Origin of the sequence: Shimia sp. MMG029 (assembly GCF_027947445.1) — a bacterium.
Lineage (GTDB): Bacteria > Pseudomonadota > Alphaproteobacteria > Rhodobacterales > Rhodobacteraceae > Shimia.
Map to the genome: position 1 here is coordinate 240,771 of NZ_JAQJIM010000003.1, position 19,757 is coordinate 260,527.

The following is a 19,757-nucleotide window of genomic DNA, read 5'->3' on the forward strand; positions in this document are numbered from 1 at the left end:
CTATGGCTTCGGCATGTCTACGCCCGTCGAGGGTGGGAACTTCTGCAACGCCTGCAAAAACCAGCCCAGCGCCCGGCCACGGTGCCCGCCACTGCGAAACGCAACCGCCATCGGCAGTGGATCTTGCTCTGGAAAATCCAGCACCTCAAACCGAGAGCGGAACTGCCGGCTTTGGGCATAGCTGTCCGCCACCATCCCCACCGCTTCACTGCGCTCGATCACCCCAGCGGCCATGGTGAAGCTCTGCATGATGTGCACGCGGCGCAACGGATCACCTTCGCTTTGCTGCATGACGTGCTGGATCGGTTCCGCATAAGGCCCGTTGGTTTCAGGCACAATCAAGGGAAAGCGCGCCATATCTTCGGCCAGAACGGCCCGCCCCGCCAGGGGATGACCACGGCGTACAAAAAACAAAGCCTTCAGTGGCGGCAACCCCTCGGTGCGCGCTCCGGCTTCTGCCATCAACGGCCGTGCAGGCCCGATCAACGCGTCGACATCACCTTGTCGAAACAACTGAAGCCCCGCTTCGAAAAGCGTCCCGCGCAAATGCACGCGCACATCAGGGTGTTCGCTGACCAACGACCAAACCGCGCGGCTCATGAGTCCCTCAAGAGAACTCGGCGCGACACCAATGCGCAACACCTGCTCACGGGACTGGCGCGCAACGCTCACATCCGCTGACAGCTGATCCACATCCGCCAGAATGCGCGCGGCGCGATCAATGAACTGCCGCCCCTCTGCGGTTGTTGTCACTCCGCGTGCATGGCGGTTAAACAGTGCGACACCAACCTCTTGCTCCACATCCGCCAGCGCCTTGGTCACCGCCGATTGTGTCACATGCAATGCCCGCGCTGCCCCCGAAATGGCCCCCTGACGATCCACCGCCACCGCATAGCGCAGTTTTGTTAGATTCATCGCGTCTCTCCTCTCCGCACCCATAAGTCAGACTGCGTCGCAAACCCATTCCCCCATGGAATAGCTCGCGACAACATTGAATTTGAAAGATATCTCCGTCAATCCGATACTGGCGCAGGTTGCCGCATGCGGGGCCGAAGAAGGAGAAAACACGATGGGCACATCCGCCATAGTTGCTGGCGTTGGCATGATCAAATTTGCCAAACCCGGTGCATCGGACAGTTACGACCAAATGGGCGCCGCCGCTGTGCGCGCGGCTTTGAAAGACGCCGGCCTCAGCTACAGCGATGTACAGCACGCCTATGCTGGCTATGTCTATGGCGACAGCACCTGCGGGCAAAAAGCGCTCTATCAGGTTGGCATGTCCGGCATTCCAATCATCAATGTAAACAACAACTGCTCCACCGGCTCTACCGCGCTCTATATGGCGCGTCAGGCCGTTGAAAGTGGGGTGGCTGATTGTGTGCTAGCGGTGGGGTTTGAGCAGATGCAGCCCGGCGCATTGACCAGCCACTGGACAGATCGCCCCACACCCTTTGATGCGTTTGACGCGGCCTGCGACACCCTTGTCGGGCATGGCGACGTGCCGCTGGCGCTGCGCTACTTTGGCGGTGCAGGCAAATCGCATATGGAAAAACACGGCACAGAGCTGGCCGATTTTGCCAAAATCCGTGCCAAAGCATCGCGCCATGCCACCCGCAATCCACTGGCGCTGTTTGACAAAGAGGTCAGTGCCGAAGAGGTGCTTGCCGCGCCCGTGATGTGGGAAGGTGTGATGACCCGCCTGATGGCTTGCCCGCCCACATGTGGTGGTGGCGCTGCGATCCTCTGCTCCCCGAGCTTTGCCGCCAAACACGGCATCGACACCACTGTGCAGATCAAAGCACAGGCCATGACCACCGACTATGCTTCAACCTTTGAAGCCAACGATATGATGCAGGTTGTGGGTTACGACATGACCGCAGCCGCCGCTAAGCAGGTGCAGGAGGCCTCCGGCATTGCAATCGACGATGTGGACGTTGTCGAGCTGCATGATTGCTTTGCCCATAACGAGCTCATCACTTACGAGGGTCTGGGCCTCACGCCCGAAGGCACCGCTCAGAAATTCATCGCAGATGGCGACAACACCTACGGCGGCCGCTTTGTGACCAACCCGTCGGGCGGCTTGCTGTCCAAAGGCCACCCGCTCGGCGCCACCGGTCTGGCGCAATGTTATGAGCTGACCCACCAATTGCGCGGCACCGCAGAAGCGCGGCAGGTGGAGGGCGCGCGCACCGCGCTGCAGCACAACCTCGGCCTCGGCGGCGCCTGCGTGGTCACGCTCTATCAGGCCGCGTGACGCAGATGGGCATTTTTGATCGCACCACCAAAGGCCAAGTGACGCCTACAATCGAGGTCGCGCTCGAACGCGGCGCCCTGCAGTTCTTTGCCGAAACCATCGGCGAGACAGACTCGCTCTACCTCGATCCTGAGGCCGCGCAGGCCGCAGGCCACCCCGACATCCTTGCCCCCGCCACCTATGCGGTGGTGGTCGGCACCCTGGCGGATCAACAGGCCCGCCGCGCAGGTCAGCCAGACATCCTCGCCCGCATCAACGGCGATCTGCGCGTCCTGCTGCATGGCACCGAAAGCTACACCTATCACGGCCCGATGTATGCCAACGACACGGTGCAGGTCGAGAATGAAATCACCGATTTCACCGATGCCAAAAGCGGCGCGCTGGAAATCGCCCATATCACCACCCGCATCCTGCACCCCACCCGCGGCCTGCTGGTGGAAGCCAGCCGCAGCCTCATCCACCGCCTGCCAGAGGGGGACAGCCCATGATCATCACCCCCACCACGGCCAAAGTGGGTGACACCCTGCCCCCGCTGACCTTCGGCCCCATAAGCCGAACCACCCTTGCGCTCTATGCCGGCGCGTCTGGCGATCACAACCCGATCCACATTGATCTGGATTTCGCCCGCAACGCCGGGATGGAGGATGTCTTTGCCCATGGCATGCTGTCGATGGCGCAGCTGGGCCGCCTGGTCACCAACTGGGCCGGTCAGGACCGCCTGCGTGAGCTTTCAAGCCGTTTCACAGCCTTCACGCCGGTGGGCGCAACCGTCACCTGCACCGGCACCGTCACCAACCGCTTTGAGCAACACGGCCGCGTGCTGCTGACCCTCAAACTGGCCGCCCATATTGACGACGGCACCCAAACCCTGCGCGGCGAAGCCAAGGTCTGCGCCACCCCAAGCTAACCCCACAAGGAACGCACATGCCCAACCACATGTGGATGACGGCGGAACACACCGCTTTCGCCGACACCGTCAAACGCTTCATGGCCGAAGAGGTCACCCCAAACAACGCCACCTGGACAGAGGCGGGCGTTGTCCCCAAAGACCTCTGGCGCAAAGCCGGGGAGCTTGGCATCCTCGGCGCCACCTTCCCCGAAGCCCACGGCGGCCTCGGCCTGTCGCGCCACTTTGACGCCATCACCTTTCTGGAACAGACCAAAGCCGGGGACAGCGGCTGGGGCGTTTCTGTCCACAACATTGCCGCCCACTACATCACCGCCTTCGGCTCTGAGGAGCAGCAGGCCCGCTGGCTACCCGATCTCGCCACGGGCCGCAAAGTCGCCGCCATCGCCATGACCGAACCGGGCACAGGCTCCGATTTGCAGGCGGTCAAAACCACCGCGATCCGCAACGGCAATGAATATCTGATCAACGGGTCGAAAACCTTCATCACCAATGGCGGCTCCGCAGACCTCATCGTGCTCGTCGCCAAAACCGACCCAACCGCCAAAGGCAGGGGCGTCTCTCTCATCATTGTCGAAACCGAGGGCCTCGCAGGCTTCTCTGTCGGCCGCTGCCTCAAAAAAATGGGCATGAAACGCAACGACACCGCAGAGCTATCCTTTCAGGATGTGCGCGTCCCGCTGACCAACCTTCTGGGCTCCGAGGAAGGCCAGGGCTTCATCCAACTGATGAAACAGCTCCCATGGGAGCGCCTGATCCTCGGCTATATGGCGCTTGGAGCCTCCCAATGCGCGCTGGACCATACGCTGGCCTATGTGAAAGAGCGCAAAGCCTTTGGCAAACGTGTGATGGATTTTCAGAACACCCGCTTCAAGCTTGCCGAATGCGCCACCAAAATCGAACTGCTGGCCGCCTTCTGCGATCAATGCCTGGCCGAGCTCGACGCAGGCCAGCTGACCGCAGAAAAAGCCGCCATGGCCAAATGGTGGGGCACGCAAACCCAATGTGAAATTGTGGATGAATGCCTGCAGCTGCACGGCGGCTATGGCTACATGTCCGAATACCCCATCAGCGAGCTCTACACCGATGCCCGCGTGCAAAAGATCTACGGCGGCACAAATGAGATCATGAAAGAAGTGATCGCCCGATCTCTGGATCTCGACTAAGGACCACCCAAATGAGCAAACTCTCAGGAAAGCTGACAGGCAAAACCGCCTATATCACCGGCGCAGGCAACGGCATCGGCCGCGCCGTCGCCCTGAAACTCGCCCGCGAAGGCGCCAATGTCGTCGTCAACGATCTCGAAGTGGCCCCCGCGCAGGCCGTGGTCGATGAAATCACCGCAGCCGGTGGCAAGGCCATTGCCGTGCCCGGCTCGGTCACTGAGGACGGCTTTGCCGAACGTTTCATCGGCGCAGGCGTCACCAAATGGAACGCCATCGACATCATCGTCAACAACGCGGGCTACACATGGGACAGCCTCATCGGTCATATGACCGACGATCAGTTTGACGCCATGATGGATGTCCACGTCAAAGCGCCCTTCCGCATCCTGCGCGCCGCTTCCGGCTTCATCAAAGGCGCGGCCACCCAGGAGGCCGAAGCCGGACAGGAGGTCTTCCGCAAGGTGGTGAACATCTCGTCCATCGCAGGCACCGGCGGCAATGTGGGGCAGGCCAACTATTCTTCAGCCAAATCCGCTGTGCTCGGCCTCACCAAAACACTGGCCAAAGAATGGGGCCGCTTTAAGGTGAATGTGAACTGCGTCGCCTTTGGCTACATCGAAACCCGCCTCACCGAGGCCACCAACGAGAAGAAATCCATCACCGTGGATGGCAACACTGTCGGCATCGGCATCCCCGAAAAAGTCGCCACAGGGTTTGCCGCCATGGTGCCGCTGGGCCGCCCCGGAACTCCAGAAGAAGCCGCCGATGGCGTCTATCTCTTCTGCTGCCCGGAAAGCAACTACGTCAGCGGCCAGACCCTGATTGTGGGCGGTGGCTTAGGCAGCACTTAAAAAGGCCCGACTGCAAGTCGGGCTGCGCCGTACCACACCGTTTTGTCGGAGACAAACCTGAGGTTTGATGGAGCGGCGCATTCGCACCACCCCGCGGGACTATGCAGCCCTCGGCTCTCATGATTGGACCACACATGCTCCAAGGCACCCGCATCATCGAAATCGAAGGCCTCGGCCCCGGCCCCTTCGCCGCCATGCTGCTCGCAGACCTCGGCGCGGATGTGATCACCATCCACCGCAAAACCGCCGCCGCGATCACCGCAGATCAATCCGTGCTCGACCGCGGCAAACGCTCGATCGCGCTTGATCTGAAAGACTCAGAAGATCTCGCCACCGCCAAGCGCCTCATCGCCACAGCCGACGCTTTGATCGAAGGTTTTCGTCCCGGCGTGATGGAGCGTTTAGGCCTTGGCCCTTCCGAGTGCCACGCCGACAATCCCGCGCTGGTCTATGGCCGTATGACCGGTTGGGGCCAGACCGGACCACGCGCCCAGACCGCCGGGCATGATCTCAACTACATCGCCCAATCCGGCGCGCTTTGGTATGCCTCAGAGCCGGGCGCCCCGCCCATCACCCCCGCCACACTGGTGGGCGACATCGGCGGCGGCGCGCTCTATCTGGTGATCGGCATCCTCTCCGGCATTCTCAGCGCGCGCACCACCGGACAGGGCACCGTGGTGGACGCCGCCATTGTGGATGGCTCCGCCCACATGATGACCCTGCTTATGGCGCTGCGTCAGGGTGGCGGTCTGTCAATGGAACGTGGCAACAGCCTGCTGGACGGCCCGCATTGGTCGCGCAGCTATCTCTGCGCCGATGGCGGCCATGTCTCCGTGCAATGTCTGGAGCCTCAGTTCTACGCTGAATTTCTGGAGAGAATGGGGCTAAGCGACGATCCGGAATTTGCCCGCCAGCACGACGCCACCCTCTGGCCCAAGCTCACCGCGCGCCTGTCCGATCTCTTTCTGTCAGCGCCACGCCTGCATTGGGACAGCCTGTTTTCCGGCTCTGACGCCTGTGTAGTGGTGGTACTTTCGCCCGAGGAAAGTGCGCAGTCTCCACATATAGCCGCACGGCAGGTCTGGCATCATTCGGATGGCAATCTACAAGCCGCCCCTGCTCCGCGTTTTGACGGCAAGTTGGCACAGATCAACCCCGCCCCCAAACGTGGGGAACATACGGCGGAGATTCTCGCGGAATTGGCCAAGGCCGGGCGTCAAGACCTCTGATCTGCGCCCTGCAACGCACGGTCCGGTCATAAAAAAGAGGCGCGCAAAAACGCACCTCCGCAATACCGTCGTGATACAGACGCAATACCGACGTTCGATTTTATGGTTAACGCGGGCTCAACGCCCACGCAACGTGTCGATCATCAGCTGCACATTTTCCGGATCCGCATCCGGTGTGATGCCGTGGCCAAGATTGAAGATATGCGGCCCCTTGCTGAAGGCATCGACAATCTTACGAGTCTCATCCACCAGCGCCTGACCGCCTGTAACCATATGGGAAGACTTGAGATTTCCCTGCACACAGCCGTCAACCTGCACATGCTCTGCGGCCCATTGCGGCGTCACACCGTCATCCAGCGCCACACAATCCGCGCCCGTCGCCTTGGCAAAGCCCACATACCGCTCTCCCGCACCACGCGGGAAGGCAATGATCGGCACATCCGGATGTTTCGCCTTCAGAGCAGCAATGATTTTCTTAGCAGGTTCAAGAGCATAGCGGTCAAAATCCGCCCCCTTCAGAGAGCCCGCCCAGCTGTCAAACAGCTTCACAACCTCAGCCCCAGCCTCAATCTGCTTGGACAGATAATCAATCGTCCCTTCGGTCAAACGATCGATAATCGCCTGAAACAATTCAGGATTTTCATCCTTCAACTGATGCGCAGGCCCCTGATCCGGCGTCCCCCGCCCCGCAACCATATAGGTCGCCACCGTCCAGGGCGCCCCGGCAAAGCCAATCAGCGTGGTTTCCTTGGGCAGTTCCTGACGCAGGATGCGAACAGTTTCATAAACAGGATCAAGGGTTTCGTGGATTTCACTGGCCGGTTTCAGCTTGTCAAAATCCGCCTGTTTTTCGATTGTGGAAAGCCGCGGGCCTTCCCCCGTGACAAACCACAAATCCGCCCCCAACGCCTGAGGCAACAGCAAGATATCCGCAAACAGGATAGAAGCATCAAAGCCATAACGCCGGATCGGCTGCAGCGTCACTTCGGCAGCCAATTTGCTGTTATAACAAAGGGATAGAAAGTCACCCGCCTGCGCCCGCGTGGCGCGATACTCCGGCAGATAGCGCCCCGCCTGCCGCATCATCCAGATCGGCGGCGTGTCCAGCGTCTCACCCGCCAATGCGCGCAGGATCGTCTTCTCGGCCATGGTTTCCCCTTTCCAATGTGTCGCCTTCGTCGTCTGGCACCAGCGTCAAGATGTCAAGACCAGAGCGCTTGTCAGGACACCCTGTCGCGGCTATCCCTGCGCCTATGACCGTGACATTGCCCTCCCCCGACTCGACGCTGAAAATCGGCACCCGTGGCTCCCCCCTCGCCTTGGCGCAAGCCTATGAAACTAGGCGCAGATTGATGGCTGCCTTTGATCTGCCAGAGGCCGCGTTTGAGATCGTGGTGATCACTACATCCGGTGACAACGCGCAGCTGATCGCCAAAGACAAACCGCTCAAAGAGCTGGGTGGCAAAGGGCTTTTCACCAAGGAAATCGAAGAGGCCATGCTGACCGGCAGCATCGACATCGCGGTCCACTCGATGAAAGACATGCCCGTCCTGCAGCCCGACGGCCTGCTGCTTGACACCTACCTACCCCGCGAAGACACCCGCGATGCGTTTGTGTCGCCCAACCACGCCTCTCTGGCGGATCTACCCGAGGGCGCAACCGTTGGCACATCCAGCCTGCGCCGCCGCGCACAGCTTTTGAATTACCGCAATGATCTCAATGTGGTAGAGTTCCGCGGCAACGTGCAAACACGCCTGAAAAAGCTTTCCGACAACGTCGCTGATTGCACCTTCCTCGCCATGGCAGGCCTCAACCGTTTGGAGATGTCACACGTCGCCACCAGCGCCATTGAGCCCGAAGACATGCTGCCCGCCGTCGCCCAGGGCGCCATCGGCATCGAACGTCGCGCCGAGGATATGAACACCGCCGCGATGCTGGAAGCGATCCACGACACACCCACCGGCCAGCGCCTTGCCGCGGAACGCTCTTTCCTGGCCGCGCTCGATGGCTCTTGTGAAACGCCGATTGCTGCCCTTGCGGAGCTTGATGGCGGCTCGCTCCGCCTGCGCGGTGAAGTCCTGCGGCCTGATGGCTCTGAAAGCCTCAGCGACGACCAGACCGCTCCGATCGAAGATGGTGCAGAGCTCGGAAAAACCATGGCGGCTCAATTGCTTGAACGCGGCGGCCCTGGTTTCTTCGATTGGCGCTGAGATTCAATCTCAGCCCGAACAAACAAAAAAGCGCCGGTCCTCGTCGGCGCTTTTCTTATATCAGACCCACTTTGCCAGCGGTGGCAAGCTCATCAACACAGCATTGGCATCATGGCCGGTCTCAAGCCCGAATTTGGTCCCGCGATCATAGACGAGATTGTATTCGGCATAGAGCCCGCGGTGCACCAGCTGCGCCTCTTTCTCCGCTTCACCAAATGCCTGCACACGACGTTTTTCAATCAGCGGCAGGAAGGCTGGCAGGAATGCCCGACCTATGTCCTGGATAAACGCAAAGTCCGCCGCCCAATCACCAGTGTTGTGATCATCCAGAAAAATGCCGCCAACCCCGCGCGCGCGATTGCGGTGTGGAATGTAAAAATACTCGTCTGCCCAAGCCTTTAGCCGTGGATACTCTGCCTCGCCATGCTTGTCGCAATGCGCCTTCTGAACGGCGTGGAAATGCGCCGTGTCCTCATCATATTCAAGACAAGGATTAAGGTCGGACCCGCCGCCAAACCACCAACCGTGCGGGGTCCAGAACATCCGCGTGTTCATGTGGACCGCCGGGCAATGCGGGTTCTGCATATGCGCAACAAGGCTGATGCCCGAGGCCCAAAAACGCGGATCATTCTTCATTTCGGGGAAGCCTTTGCGCGCCGCCATTGCCGCCTGCGCACGCTCACCCAATTCGCCATAAACGGTGGAGACATTGACGCCGACTTTCTCAAACACGCGTCCGCCGCGCATCACCGACATCAGACCGCCACCCGCGTCAGATCCATCCGCGCTGGCGCGTTTGGTCTCGGTCACTTCAAAGCGCCCCGCCGTTTGATCGGCAAAAGGGCCTTCGGCATGGGTATCTTCAAGCCTTTCAAAAGCCGCGACAATTTCATCACGCAACGAGCGGAACCACGCACTTGCGGTTTGCTTTTCGGTCTCCATCGATGCGCTCATGCTCGCCTCTTTGTGTGTTCGAATACCGCCACGGTCCAATGCCGACCGGCGTCTGTTTGGTTTAATGTGCTGGTGTGCTGACCGTATCCAGAAGCGAGCGGCCGCCATCAACCGTCACAATTTGGCCGGTCATGAACCCCGACGCCTCTGAGGACAGGAACTGCACCGCATCCGCCAACTCCCCCGGTGCCGCGATCCGGCCAAGTGGGGTGTGCTGCTCAATCTCATTGCGGCAATCGCGATTGTCCTTCAGCGCGGTCTGCAGGCTTGCTGACATGACCGATCCAATGGCAACCGCATTCACGCGAATCCGTTCCGGTGCCAGCGCCACCGCCATCGCCCGCGTCATCTGATCCAGCGCCGCTGTGGCAATGGAATAGCCGAGCAGATCAGGCTGCGACCGTTGCGCCGCAATCGAGGAGAGGTTCACAATCGCCCCGGCAGAGCCGTCTTCCTTGCCTTCTGCCTGTTTGATCATCCGCTTGGCCACGATCTGGCTGAGCTTCAGCGACGTCATCAGGTTTTGCTGCAACATCAGCTCAACGGACGCATCATCCGGATTGAGCGGGTCACTGGTGGTCACCTGTCGGCAGCCATTGATCAAAATATCAATCTGATCAAAGGCATCAATGGTGGCCGAGATCAGATTGTTGATCGTCAGCTTCTCGCGCAGATCGCCTGCGAAAGTGCGCACATTGCCCTCCTCAGGGCGCGTACCAAACTCTGTGCAGAGCCGCTCTTCGTCCATGTCAGCAAACATGACATTGGCCCCGTGCTCCACAAAATGCCGCCCTACCGCCAGCCCTATCCCGTTGGCCGAGCCGGTGATAATCGCGGTCTTACCTGCAATTGAAAATGACATCTACGATCCCCATCACGCTGTCATGTTGTCGGCTCAAAAGCCTGCCTCAGCCGCGTGTGCGGCTGGGACCCTGCGCCTTTAGTACCTTGAAACGCGTGTCACCAGCAACGTCTTCGACCTCTTTGAAGGCCTCTCGCAGCGTTGCTTCATACGGCAGATGCCGATTTGCCACCATCCAAAGCTGACCGGACGGCGCGAGCATCTTGGCTGCCGCCTGTATGAAAGACTTGCCAAGATCCGGCTTCGCTTTCCGCCCGGTGTGAAACGGTGGGTTCATCACCACCGTATCCACGCGATGGCCTGGTTTGAAATTGGTGGCATCGGCCCAATGAAACTGCGCCCGCGGGTCGATCACATTGGTTTTGGCACAGTCCAGCGCTGTGTGATCCGCTTCGACAAGATGCAAGACCTCAACGCCGTCACGATTCACAATATGGGACGACAGATAGCCCCAGCCTGCGCCAAGATCAGCGACAACGCGACCAAGCTTGGCAGGCAAGGCTTCAACCAGCATGGCGGAGGCCGGATCCACGGCATCTGCGCTGAAAACCCCGGGACGTGTGGTGTACCCACCTGCGATCTCAGTGGCGGCACCGGCCTTCCAGTCTGCGAAATCTCCGCCCTCAAACCAAAACAGCCGGCCGTGGGCTTTGGTGAAGGCCCCGAGCATATCCGCGCGTTTGCGGCACTCTTTATAAAGGCTGTCGACACCATCGGTTTTCTGCCCGTCTACAATGACAAGCGGCGCAACGGCACAGGCGCGGGCAATCAGATCCCGGGCCAGCGCTTTGGCGCGCGGTAGCACAACCAAAGCTGCGGCATAGGAACCCTCTTCAACCACTTCGGCGCTATAGCCGACCTGCGCGAAGGCATCATGATCCGGCTTTAACGGCTGAATGATCGCGCTACGGTCACGTGGCAACGCGCTCAGATCATAGCCGACGCGCGGCGCAAAAACGGCAATAAGCCCTTCCACGGGAAGGGCGAGGCCGTGCTCATCTACGGCCAAAGACAATCTGCTGTGAGACATCACTCTTAGGTGACACGGCCTACGCCGGTCACTCCTTTTCCATGGTGCATTGCAACGGATGCTGATGGCGCTGTGCCAGATCCATCACTTGGGTAACCTTGGTTTCGGCGATTTCATGACTGAACACTCCGACCACAGCGACACCCTTCTTGTGCACGGTCAACATGATTTCGAATGCCTGTGCGTGCGTCATTCCAAAAAAACGCTCGAGCACATGCACCACAAACTCCATCGGTGTGTAGTCATCATTCAGAAGCAGCACCTTGTAAAGCGGAGGCTTTTTCGTGCGCACACGTGTTTCCAGCGCGACACCAAGGTCGCCGCCATCATCATCGCCCATGCTCATGCGTAGGTTCGGAAAGGTCATATTCACAAGAATCCGGTTTGTGGTTAGCTGTTTATATAGCCTGTAGATGGTTTAAGAAAAGAGGTCTCACTCAATCGGACTTAATTGATGCCCCAAACGCTCACCACCATTGGCTTTGATGCAGACGACACGCTTTGGCATACCGAGCGGCTTTTCAGACTGACACAGGAGCGGTTTGCAGAATTACTGAAAGACTTTACTGACCCTGCGCATTTGCATGATCGCTTGCTGGAGGCTGAAAGGCGCAATGTGGGCCACTACGGGTTTGGCGTGAAGGGGTTTGTCTTGTCAATGATTGAGACCGCAATAGAGGTGACAGATGAAAAGGTCCCCGCATCAGTCATTTCAGAGTTGATGGCGTGTGGGCGAGACATGCTCGCGCACCCTATAGACCTTCTGCCGAACGTCGCCGAGGTGGTTGGCGCCCTTGCAGAATCCCACCGTCTGATACTGATCACCAAAGGCGACCTACTCGATCAGGAGCGCAAATTGGCACAATCAGGCCTTGGCGAATTGTTTTCTTGGGTCGAGATTGTGAGCAACAAGACAGAAACTGTCTATACAGAGACATTTGCCCGGCATGCCGATGGCCCAGAACATGCAATGATGGTGGGCGACTCGATGAGATCTGACATCCTGCCGGCATTGGCGGCTGGCAGCTGGGCGGTTCACGTCCCCAATGGCCCGGCGTGGGCTTTGGAAGCCGCTGAAACACCCAAAAATCACCCACGATTTGTGGCGCTTTCACAACTCACCGATGTTTTGCAGACAATAAAAAACATCAAATGAGAACGACTTGACGCAGGTGTTGCGATTTGTTCCGCTGCCGCCACTAGATCTTCGCGCCCCGTCTCAACTGCGCTCAAACCCCAACAAACATTCACTTTCCTCAAAGAAGGGGCTGTGTTAGCCTTTTATTTAATAAAAAGGATCAGACCGGAAAACGGCGATCAGAGGCAGTAAAGGGCAGTTCTTGTGAAGGCGCGACGTTCTGAGTCGGCCCATTTTGGGCTATTTGTTGCAGCACTTTCCGTGTTGTTTTCGCTTACATCAATTGCAGCGTTGGCAGCGCCGTATGCGGCCATGGTGGTTGACGCACGCGATGGCAAAGTCCTGCACAGCCGAAATGCAGACACCCGCCTGCACCCTGCCTCACTCACAAAGATGATGACCCTCTACATCGCGTTTGAGGCGGTGGAGAATGGCGAAATCAGCCTTGATACGAAAGTTAAGATTTCGCGGAACGCTGCTGCGGAGCCACCCTCCAAGCTTGGCCTGCAATCGGGCCAGAGAATCGCGTTGCGCTATCTTATTCGTGCAGCGGCTGTAAAATCCGCCAACGACGCCGCCACCGCGATTGGTGAAGCGCTTGAAGGCTCAGAAGCGGCCTTCGCACGTCGCATGAATCGCACAGCCAAAGCGCTTGGCATGTCAAACACGACGTTTAAGAATGCCCACGGCCTGACAGAGAGCGGGCATATGTCCACGGCGCGGGACATGACCACGCTGGGGCGGCACGTGCTGTATGATTATCCAGATTATTACAATCTGTTCTCCCGCCGCTCCACAAGCGCTGGCATCAAGACCGTAAACAACACCAACAGACGCCTGCTGAATGCGTACCGCGGCGCGGATGGGATCAAGACCGGTTATACACGCGCCGCTGGCTTCAACCTCGTTGCCTCAGCAGAGCGCGGCAACAAACGCATCATCGCCACTGTTTTTGGCGGTCGCTCAACGGCGACGCGCAACGCCAAGGTGGCAGAACTGCTTGACCTGGGCTTCACCCGGTCAGCCAGCAGAGTTGCGCTGCGTAAACCTGGACGCCCGGACTACATCGGGTCAAACAAGGGCGCGGGGAAAACCATCCGCGTGACAACGGCTGTAAAAAAGTCGCTCCGCCCCAAACTGCGCCCAACTCAAGGCGCACCTGAAGCGCCGAAGCCAGCAATCGTTGTGGCGAAAGCCGCAACACCTGATGCCAGTCTCGTAGCTGCGGCAAATGTGATTGAGCATGATATTCAATCCGCGCTTCTGCAGGCACAAGAGTCCTCTGGCGCGACCCTGGCATGGGTTGAACCAGAACCAACGCCTCCTCCCCAGCCAAAGGTCGTTACACGCATATCAACTGCAGGTGGCCGGCACTGGGGCATCAACGTGGGCCGCTATGGCAGCAGATATGCCGCGGAAAAAATGCTGCTGAAGACAGCGCTCGCAGAAATGTCCACATTGGACGGCAGCCTGCGCAAGGTGGTGAAGAACACGCGTGGCTTCGAAGCCAACTTCATGGGACTGTCTAAAGAAACCGCCGACCTGGCGTGTCGCCGCCTTCAAGCCCGACAAATCACTTGTTACACGCTCGGACCGAGCTAACGCAGCGCAAAAAACGCCGAAAAAGAAACGCCTTCGACATCCAGTCGAAGGCGTTTTTTCGTTGCGAGCTTGGCACTCATCCTGTGCGCCAGTCACCCCTTGGGTTTGTCATCATACTGCCCAGAGAGGATCCGCTGCGCATTGCCTTCGGGATCATCGTATTGATCAGAGCGCACTGTGTAGAGGAAAGCCACAAGACCAACACTGCCAAGAAACAGTGAGATTGGGATGAGATATGACAAGACTTGCATTTTTCTACCTTAGGCGCAGAGCGTTGAGAGACACTGTAATCGAAGAGGAAGACATCGCCAATGCCGCGATCAGCGGTGTTGCCAGACCGACAACAGCCAGAGGCACCGCAATGATATTGTAAATCGTTGCGATCCGGAAGTTTTCGCGAATGCGTCGGGTGGCTGCTTGTGCTGTTTCGATCGACGTTGAAATTGGCGACAGGTCGCTGCCCAGCAACACGATATCTGATGCCACGCGCGCCGCATCCAGCGCTGAGGCAGGCGAGATAGAAACATGCGCGGCCGCCAACGCGGCCGTGTCATTCAGCCCGTCCCCGACCATCAAAACGGTCTTTCCTTCCTCCGCAAATGATTGGATCCGCTGTGCCTTTTCTTCCGGCAACGCGTCGGCAAGCCACTGGGAAATCCCCAGACGTTTTGCCAGCGCGGCAACTGCGCCAGAGGTGTCCCCTGACAAAAGAACGATCTCTTTGCCTGAACGCTTCAGCGCGGCAACAGCCTCTGCCGCGCCTTCCCGCAACGCGTCTGCAAACAGAAATGCCTTCGCCTCCGCCTCACCAATGCGCAGGTGCGCGGCGGTCTGCCCTTGTGCGCTTGCACCGGTCCAGCTCGCACGCCCAAGCCGCACCAATTGTCCATTGTACCGACCTTGCGTGCCGTAGCCCGGCACCTCTTCGATGTCTGTCACGACAGCAGGAGACACACCGTGAGCACGCGCTGCTTTGCTCAATGCAACGCTCAGTGGGTGGGCAGACCCCTGCGCCAATGCCAAAGCAACGGAGAGCTCCTCGGGCGCAAACGCCCCCAGATTGGTGACCTCTGGCGTTCCGGCGGTCAATGTGCCGGTCTTGTCAAACACCACCGTGTCCACCTGCGCGAGACGTTCGAGTGCGGTGCTGTGCTTGATCAACATGCCTTTGCGAAACAATCGACCGGAGGCAGCGGTGGTGACGGCAGGCACCGCAAGCCCAAGCGCGCACGGGCAGGTGATGATCAGCACAGCAGCAGCGATGTTGAGCGCGGTGCGCACATCAAATGTATACAGATACCAGCCGAGAAAGCTCAGCGCAGACAGGATATGCACACCTGGGGCGTATAGCTTCGCAGCCTTATCCGCCAGCGATGTGTAATTTGACCGGCCCGCTTCAGCCACGGCCACCAGATCCGCCATACGATGCAGACTTGTGTGCTCGCCGACAGCGCTCGCCCTGATCAGCAAGGGACCAGTCAGGTTCACTTCACCTGCGCTCACTGACAAACCGGGCTCTGCGAAAACAGGCACGGTTTCCCCGGTCAACAAAGAGCGATCAAGCTCAGAGCGGCCTTCGATGATCTCACCATCGACAGGCATACGCCCCCCTGGCCGCACCAAAATCAGATCACCAGTACACAGATCTTGCACCGCGACGGTTTCTTCCTGCCCGTCGTGCACACGAATCGCACGAGGCACTTCCAGCGCCGCAAGCTCCTCTGCCGCAGATCGCGCAACAGCACGGGTCCGGTGATCCAGGTAACGCCCAGCCAAAAGGAAAAACACCAGTGTCAGAGCCGCGTCAAAATAAGCGTGCTCCCCGGACAGGGATGTTTCCCAAAGGGATGTGACCACCGCCAAAAGGATCGCAAGCACAATTGGCACATCCATGTTCAGACGTCGGTGCCTTAATGCGCTCCAAGCGTGCACAAAAAACGGTTTTCCGGAAAACACAATTGTTGGCAGGGCAATGGCAGCAGAGATCCAGTGGAACAGGTCACGCGTCGCAGCCTCAGCCCCCGACCAGACAGAGACTGACAGCAACATGACGTTCATCGACGCAAAGCCAGCCACCGCGAGCCGCATCAACAAATCACGCCCCGCCTTGTCGGTTTGTGTCGCGCTGAGTGTGCCCGCGTCGAGCTCATGAGCTTCATAGCCCACACCCGCCAGCGCATCGATCAGTTGGTCTGGTGCAATCTCTGCCTCAGCTTCCACTGAGGCCCGTTTGAGTGTCAGGTTCACACGCGCGGATGTGACACCCGGAACCTGGGCCAAGGCCGTTTCCACTGTCGCGATACAAGCTGCGCAATGCACGGTCGGCACGGATAAAGCGATGCGTCCACGCTCCTCAGCGAGGGCAGCTTCGGCCAACGCCTCTGCCGCCGGGGCTGCATCGCAGGCAGGACATGCTGAAATTTGGGGGCGTGCCGCAGCGGTCATCACATCAGCTCTTGTCGACAATCAGCACAACACGCTGCTCAAATGCCGTTCCGTCCAACGCCTTGGCTTTCATACGAATATTCCAGTTTCCAGGTGCCAATTCCTCGCGGGCCACATACGCCTGACCATCAAACTGAAAATTGGGCTCTCTGTCGTCCTTCACATGTGTCGCGCGACCGAGCACGGCATGCAGGTTACTCACCTGCACTGGACGCCCGGTCTCATCGTTGACCGTCAGGATCAACAGCCCACCTGTCGCGCGCGCCGAAACGGACCAACCGAGCGCTTCCTGCGCGTTGCGCCGCACGTCAAACTCCTGGCTTGCGACATAGGAATTTTTGACTTCCAGCCCCGGAAACGTTTTCACCGCGCTGAATGCAAGCACAAGATTTACGGCAATGATCACACCAAAGGCGCCAACGAAAATCATGGCGGCATGCCATCCGGTGAATTTCTTCTCAGCCATTACTGGCCCTTTCCGTTAAAGATCGTATCTTTGTATACACGATCGCCATTTCCTGTGTCTTCGAACCAGAAGCGGAACGGGGTGCTTTCACCATCTGCTGGCAAAGATCCTTTCGGCGCAATCACATATACACGCTGGATGCGCATTTCATCCGCCTCGACTTGCACCGCTTCATACGGGGTGCCTTCCAGCTGCACACGCAGCGATGGATCGCCCTTCAACGAAACCCGGAACATGCGTGGCTCATGGTGTTTGTTGCGCATCCGCACCTCGTAGGTGTTGCGGATCGAACCATCAGACAGGGTCACGTAGGTCGGATTGCGCACTGGAGCCACGGTGGCTTCGATGTCAGAGCGCAGAAACAGTGCCACAACAAGCGCGATCCCAACTGCAGACCACAAGGTTGTATACATGATCGTGCGCGGACGCAGGGCGTGTTTCCAAACAGGTTTGGGCTTTTCACCCGCGCGCTCCCGCCCTTCGTCAGAAAGCGCCAGATAGTCAATCAAACCGCGCGGTTTGCCGATTTTGTCCATCATGTCATCGCAGGCATCAATGCACAGCGCACAGGTGATGCACTCCATCTGCTGGCCATCACGGATATCAATCCCGACCGGGCAAACATTCACGCAAGCCATGCAATTGATGCAATCACCAAGATCGCTGTCTTCTGTGCGCTTGCCTTTGCCCCGAGGTTCACCGCGCCATTCGCGATAGCCCACCGTCAGCGTATCTTCATCCATCATCGCCGCTTGGATGCGCGGCCAGGGGCACGCGTAGATACAAATCTGTTCACGCGCAAAGCCCCCAAAAAAGAAGGTCGTCGCAGTGAGGATCGCGATCGTTGTGTAAGCAACAGGATGTGCATTGCCGGTCACCAGCTCAACAGCCAGTGTCGGGGCATCGGCAAAGTAGAACACCCAAGCCCCGCCAGTCGCGACCGCAATCAACAGCCAAGACACCCATTTTGTAACACGCAGGCGGATCTTGCGTGCATCAAGTTTTTCCTGCCGATGCAACCGCAAGCGCGCGTTGCGATCGCCCTCGATCCAGCGCTCTACCAAAATGAAAAGATCGGTCCAAACAGTCTGTGGGCAAGCATAGCCGCACCAAACCCGCCCAAGCGCGGAGGTAAACAGAAACAGCCCCAAGCCTGCCATGATCAAAAGACCAGCCACGAAATAGAATTCATGCGGCCAAATCTCGATCATGAAAAAGAAGAAACGCCGATTGGCAATGTCGACCAGAACGGCTTGATCAGGCAGGCTCGGGCCACGATCCCACCGGAGCAAAGGCGTCAGGTAGTAAATTCCAAGCGTAAACGCCATGATCCACCATTTAAGGTTGCGGAATTTACCATGGACGCGTTTTGGAAAAATAGGTTCACGGCTGGCGTAAAGTGACGGTGCAGGACTGTTGCTCACGGAATCACACTCTGGCTGTTGGAGGCTAAATCAGTCTTCTCCTATCATGGTGTTTCAGGTCATTGACCTGTGTCAAATGGCGCATCTGACAGGCATATTTATCAGGGACTTATGCCATTTCATGGCGCTTTTGCGCGGGCGTCGCGCCCGTCCACGTATGAAAGGCGCGATAAAAGGAATTGGGATCACGATACGCCAAGAGATACGATATCTCTTCAACACTCATTGCCTTATCTCTCAGATAATGCAGGGAAAGATCTGATCGGGTTGTATCTAGAACCTGCTGAAACGTCATACCTTCTGCCTTTAAGTGGCGCTGCAGGCTGCGACGACTCGTCACGAGTTTTTCGCACACCGCATCCACCGTGGAACGCCCAGCGGGCAAAAGCTCCAGCAAGGCATGACGCACGCGTGCTGACATCGGGGTGATACGCCGCTGCTCCGCCAGTTGACGCGTCAACTCCTTCTCGTATCCAGCCCAAAGTTTCGGGCTCTCAGAGAGCAATGGTCGGTAGGCATCTTCTCGCGAAAACACCAACTTTGGTTTGCGGCTCAAGACAGCCTTGCGCCCAAAAAACCGATCAAAAAGCTCCTGATCCTGCACATACGCCGGGGTGCCGATCTCTATCGGCAAAATATCGACGCCGGTAAATGTACGTGCCAGTTCAAGAAAATAGACCAACTCAAAGGCAGCCATACCGTCTGGCATCTTAAGACTCGGGTCGGCGATATCGATCTCTAACGTCACGCGTGTCGCGCTTTCTGACACCAACAGCCGAACGGGCGCAACAAGCGGTTTGAATATCGCCAGACGTTCAAGCCCGGTTGCTATATTTGGGCTGCAAGAAAAGGCAAATACAGCCGGAATCACCGGGCCACGCGCCATCTTGCGCGCCATCTCCAGCACCATTCTTGGTTCTGGAGCCTGTGCCAACATCGCCTCCCAAAGATCAAACACTTGTTTGGCTGTCAGTGCGCGACCTTCAGACTGAAACAAATCCACAGGCAGCCCGCACTTCTGCAACATTGCCTGTGTCGAAACGCCGACGGAGTCCAAAAACTCTGGAACAGACCTTTGTATCTGATAGCGGGTTTGTTTGTGCATCACAGCCTCCTGAATACACAGCAATCTATGCACAGGCTGTACAAACGCCAAGCGTTTGGCACGATCTGCAAGTGAATTGTCAGGAGTATGGGGGGCCAATCATTCCAGGAAACG

General features: G+C 58.3%; 20 protein-coding genes. 9 read left to right on the top strand and 11 right to left on the bottom strand.

Annotation, left to right across the window (positions count from 1 at the left end; translation table 11 throughout):
- On the bottom strand, positions 1 to 915 hold the full coding sequence (locus PJL69_RS10545) for a LysR family transcriptional regulator (RefSeq protein ID WP_271309614.1): 915 nt from the start codon (positions 913 to 915) through the stop codon (positions 1 to 3).
- A 154-nt stretch (positions 916 to 1,069) separates the two neighbouring features.
- Between PJL69_RS10545 and PJL69_RS10550 the strand changes: the two genes are divergently transcribed.
- From PJL69_RS10550 to PJL69_RS10575, 6 genes are all read left to right on the top strand, one after another.
- Positions 1,070 to 2,254, top strand: coding sequence for a lipid-transfer protein (locus PJL69_RS10550; RefSeq protein WP_271309615.1), 1,185 nt, complete (start codon positions 1,070 to 1,072; stop codon positions 2,252 to 2,254).
- Between the two features lie 5 nt (positions 2,255 to 2,259).
- Positions 2,260 to 2,742: an FAS1-like dehydratase domain-containing protein gene (locus PJL69_RS10555; RefSeq protein WP_271309616.1), complete on the top strand. Its 483-nt coding sequence runs from the start codon at positions 2,260 to 2,262 to the stop codon at positions 2,740 to 2,742.
- Positions 2,739 to 3,161, top strand: coding sequence for a MaoC family dehydratase (locus PJL69_RS10560; protein ID WP_271309617.1), 423 nt, complete (start codon positions 2,739 to 2,741; stop codon positions 3,159 to 3,161). The genes PJL69_RS10555 and PJL69_RS10560 overlap by 4 nt, the downstream gene beginning before the upstream one ends.
- Before the next feature lie 17 nt (positions 3,162 to 3,178).
- Entirely contained in the window at positions 3,179 to 4,327 is a 1,149-nt protein-coding gene (locus tag PJL69_RS10565) for an acyl-CoA dehydrogenase family protein (RefSeq protein WP_271309618.1), read from the top strand.
- Between the two features lie 11 nt (positions 4,328 to 4,338).
- Positions 4,339 to 5,178, top strand: coding sequence for an SDR family NAD(P)-dependent oxidoreductase (locus PJL69_RS10570; RefSeq protein ID WP_271309619.1), 840 nt, complete (start codon positions 4,339 to 4,341; stop codon positions 5,176 to 5,178).
- Positions 5,179 to 5,312: 134 nt separating this feature from the next.
- Positions 5,313 to 6,407, top strand: coding sequence for a CaiB/BaiF CoA transferase family protein (locus PJL69_RS10575; RefSeq protein ID WP_271309620.1), 1,095 nt, complete (start codon positions 5,313 to 5,315; stop codon positions 6,405 to 6,407).
- A 117-nt stretch (positions 6,408 to 6,524) separates the two neighbouring features.
- Here the strand turns inward: PJL69_RS10575 and hemE are convergent, their stop codons facing one another.
- Positions 6,525 to 7,556 (bottom strand): uroporphyrinogen decarboxylase, encoded by a 1,032-nt coding sequence (gene hemE / locus PJL69_RS10580; RefSeq protein WP_271309621.1) that lies wholly within the window; start codon positions 7,554 to 7,556, stop codon positions 6,525 to 6,527.
- A gap of 104 nt (positions 7,557 to 7,660) precedes the next feature.
- Between hemE and hemC the strand changes: the two genes are divergently transcribed.
- The gene (gene hemC, locus PJL69_RS10585) at positions 7,661 to 8,617 is read left to right on the top strand and encodes a hydroxymethylbilane synthase (RefSeq protein WP_271309730.1); all 957 of its coding nucleotides are present in this window, start codon (positions 7,661 to 7,663) and stop codon (positions 8,615 to 8,617) included.
- Between the two features lie 60 nt (positions 8,618 to 8,677).
- Here the strand turns inward: hemC and hemF are convergent, their stop codons facing one another.
- The 4 genes from hemF to clpS form a co-directional block, all read right to left on the bottom strand.
- Positions 8,678 to 9,571 (bottom strand): oxygen-dependent coproporphyrinogen oxidase, encoded by an 894-nt coding sequence (gene hemF / locus PJL69_RS10590; protein ID WP_271309622.1) that lies wholly within the window; start codon positions 9,569 to 9,571, stop codon positions 8,678 to 8,680.
- Between the two features lie 61 nt (positions 9,572 to 9,632).
- Positions 9,633 to 10,433 carry an SDR family NAD(P)-dependent oxidoreductase gene (locus PJL69_RS10595; protein WP_271309623.1) on the bottom strand — a complete coding sequence of 267 codons (801 nt, stop codon included), beginning with the start codon at positions 10,431 to 10,433 and terminating at the stop codon, positions 9,633 to 9,635.
- 46 nt (positions 10,434 to 10,479) lie between these two features.
- Positions 10,480 to 11,463 carry a class I SAM-dependent methyltransferase gene (locus PJL69_RS10600; protein WP_271309624.1) on the bottom strand — a complete coding sequence of 328 codons (984 nt, stop codon included), beginning with the start codon at positions 11,461 to 11,463 and terminating at the stop codon, positions 10,480 to 10,482.
- A 28-nt stretch (positions 11,464 to 11,491) separates the two neighbouring features.
- Positions 11,492 to 11,830 carry an ATP-dependent Clp protease adapter ClpS gene (clpS, locus tag PJL69_RS10605; protein ID WP_209098928.1) on the bottom strand — a complete coding sequence of 113 codons (339 nt, stop codon included), beginning with the start codon at positions 11,828 to 11,830 and terminating at the stop codon, positions 11,492 to 11,494.
- Positions 11,831 to 11,917: 87 nt separating this feature from the next.
- Between clpS and PJL69_RS10610 the strand changes: the two genes are divergently transcribed.
- Positions 11,918 to 12,619, top strand: a complete 702-nt coding sequence (locus tag PJL69_RS10610) for an HAD-IA family hydrolase (protein ID WP_271309625.1) — start codon at positions 11,918 to 11,920, stop codon at positions 12,617 to 12,619.
- Positions 12,620 to 12,805: 186 nt separating this feature from the next.
- Positions 12,806 to 14,203 (top strand): D-alanyl-D-alanine carboxypeptidase family protein, encoded by a 1,398-nt coding sequence (locus PJL69_RS10615; RefSeq protein ID WP_271309626.1) that lies wholly within the window; start codon positions 12,806 to 12,808, stop codon positions 14,201 to 14,203.
- Positions 14,204 to 14,295: 92 nt separating this feature from the next.
- Here PJL69_RS10615 and ccoS read toward each other — a convergent pair whose 3' ends face one another.
- From ccoS to PJL69_RS10640, 5 genes are all read right to left on the bottom strand, one after another.
- On the bottom strand, positions 14,296 to 14,454 hold the full coding sequence (gene ccoS / locus PJL69_RS10620) for a cbb3-type cytochrome oxidase assembly protein CcoS (RefSeq protein WP_209098932.1): 159 nt from the start codon (positions 14,452 to 14,454) through the stop codon (positions 14,296 to 14,298).
- 4 nt (positions 14,455 to 14,458) lie between these two features.
- Positions 14,459 to 16,648 carry a heavy metal translocating P-type ATPase gene (locus PJL69_RS10625; RefSeq protein ID WP_271309627.1) on the bottom strand — a complete coding sequence of 730 codons (2,190 nt, stop codon included), beginning with the start codon at positions 16,646 to 16,648 and terminating at the stop codon, positions 14,459 to 14,461.
- A 4-nt stretch (positions 16,649 to 16,652) separates the two neighbouring features.
- Positions 16,653 to 17,114: a FixH family protein gene (locus PJL69_RS10630; RefSeq protein WP_271309628.1), complete on the bottom strand. Its 462-nt coding sequence runs from the start codon at positions 17,112 to 17,114 to the stop codon at positions 16,653 to 16,655.
- Positions 17,114 to 18,538 carry a cytochrome c oxidase accessory protein CcoG gene (gene ccoG / locus PJL69_RS10635; protein ID WP_271309629.1) on the bottom strand — a complete coding sequence of 475 codons (1,425 nt, stop codon included), beginning with the start codon at positions 18,536 to 18,538 and terminating at the stop codon, positions 17,114 to 17,116. Before ccoG ends, PJL69_RS10630 begins: the two co-directional genes overlap by 1 nt.
- A 109-nt stretch (positions 18,539 to 18,647) precedes the next feature.
- Complete coding sequence (locus PJL69_RS10640; RefSeq protein ID WP_209098940.1) at positions 18,648 to 19,643, bottom strand: AraC family transcriptional regulator; 996 nt, start codon at positions 19,641 to 19,643, stop codon at positions 18,648 to 18,650.
- Between the last annotated feature and the right edge of the window lie 114 nt (positions 19,644 to 19,757).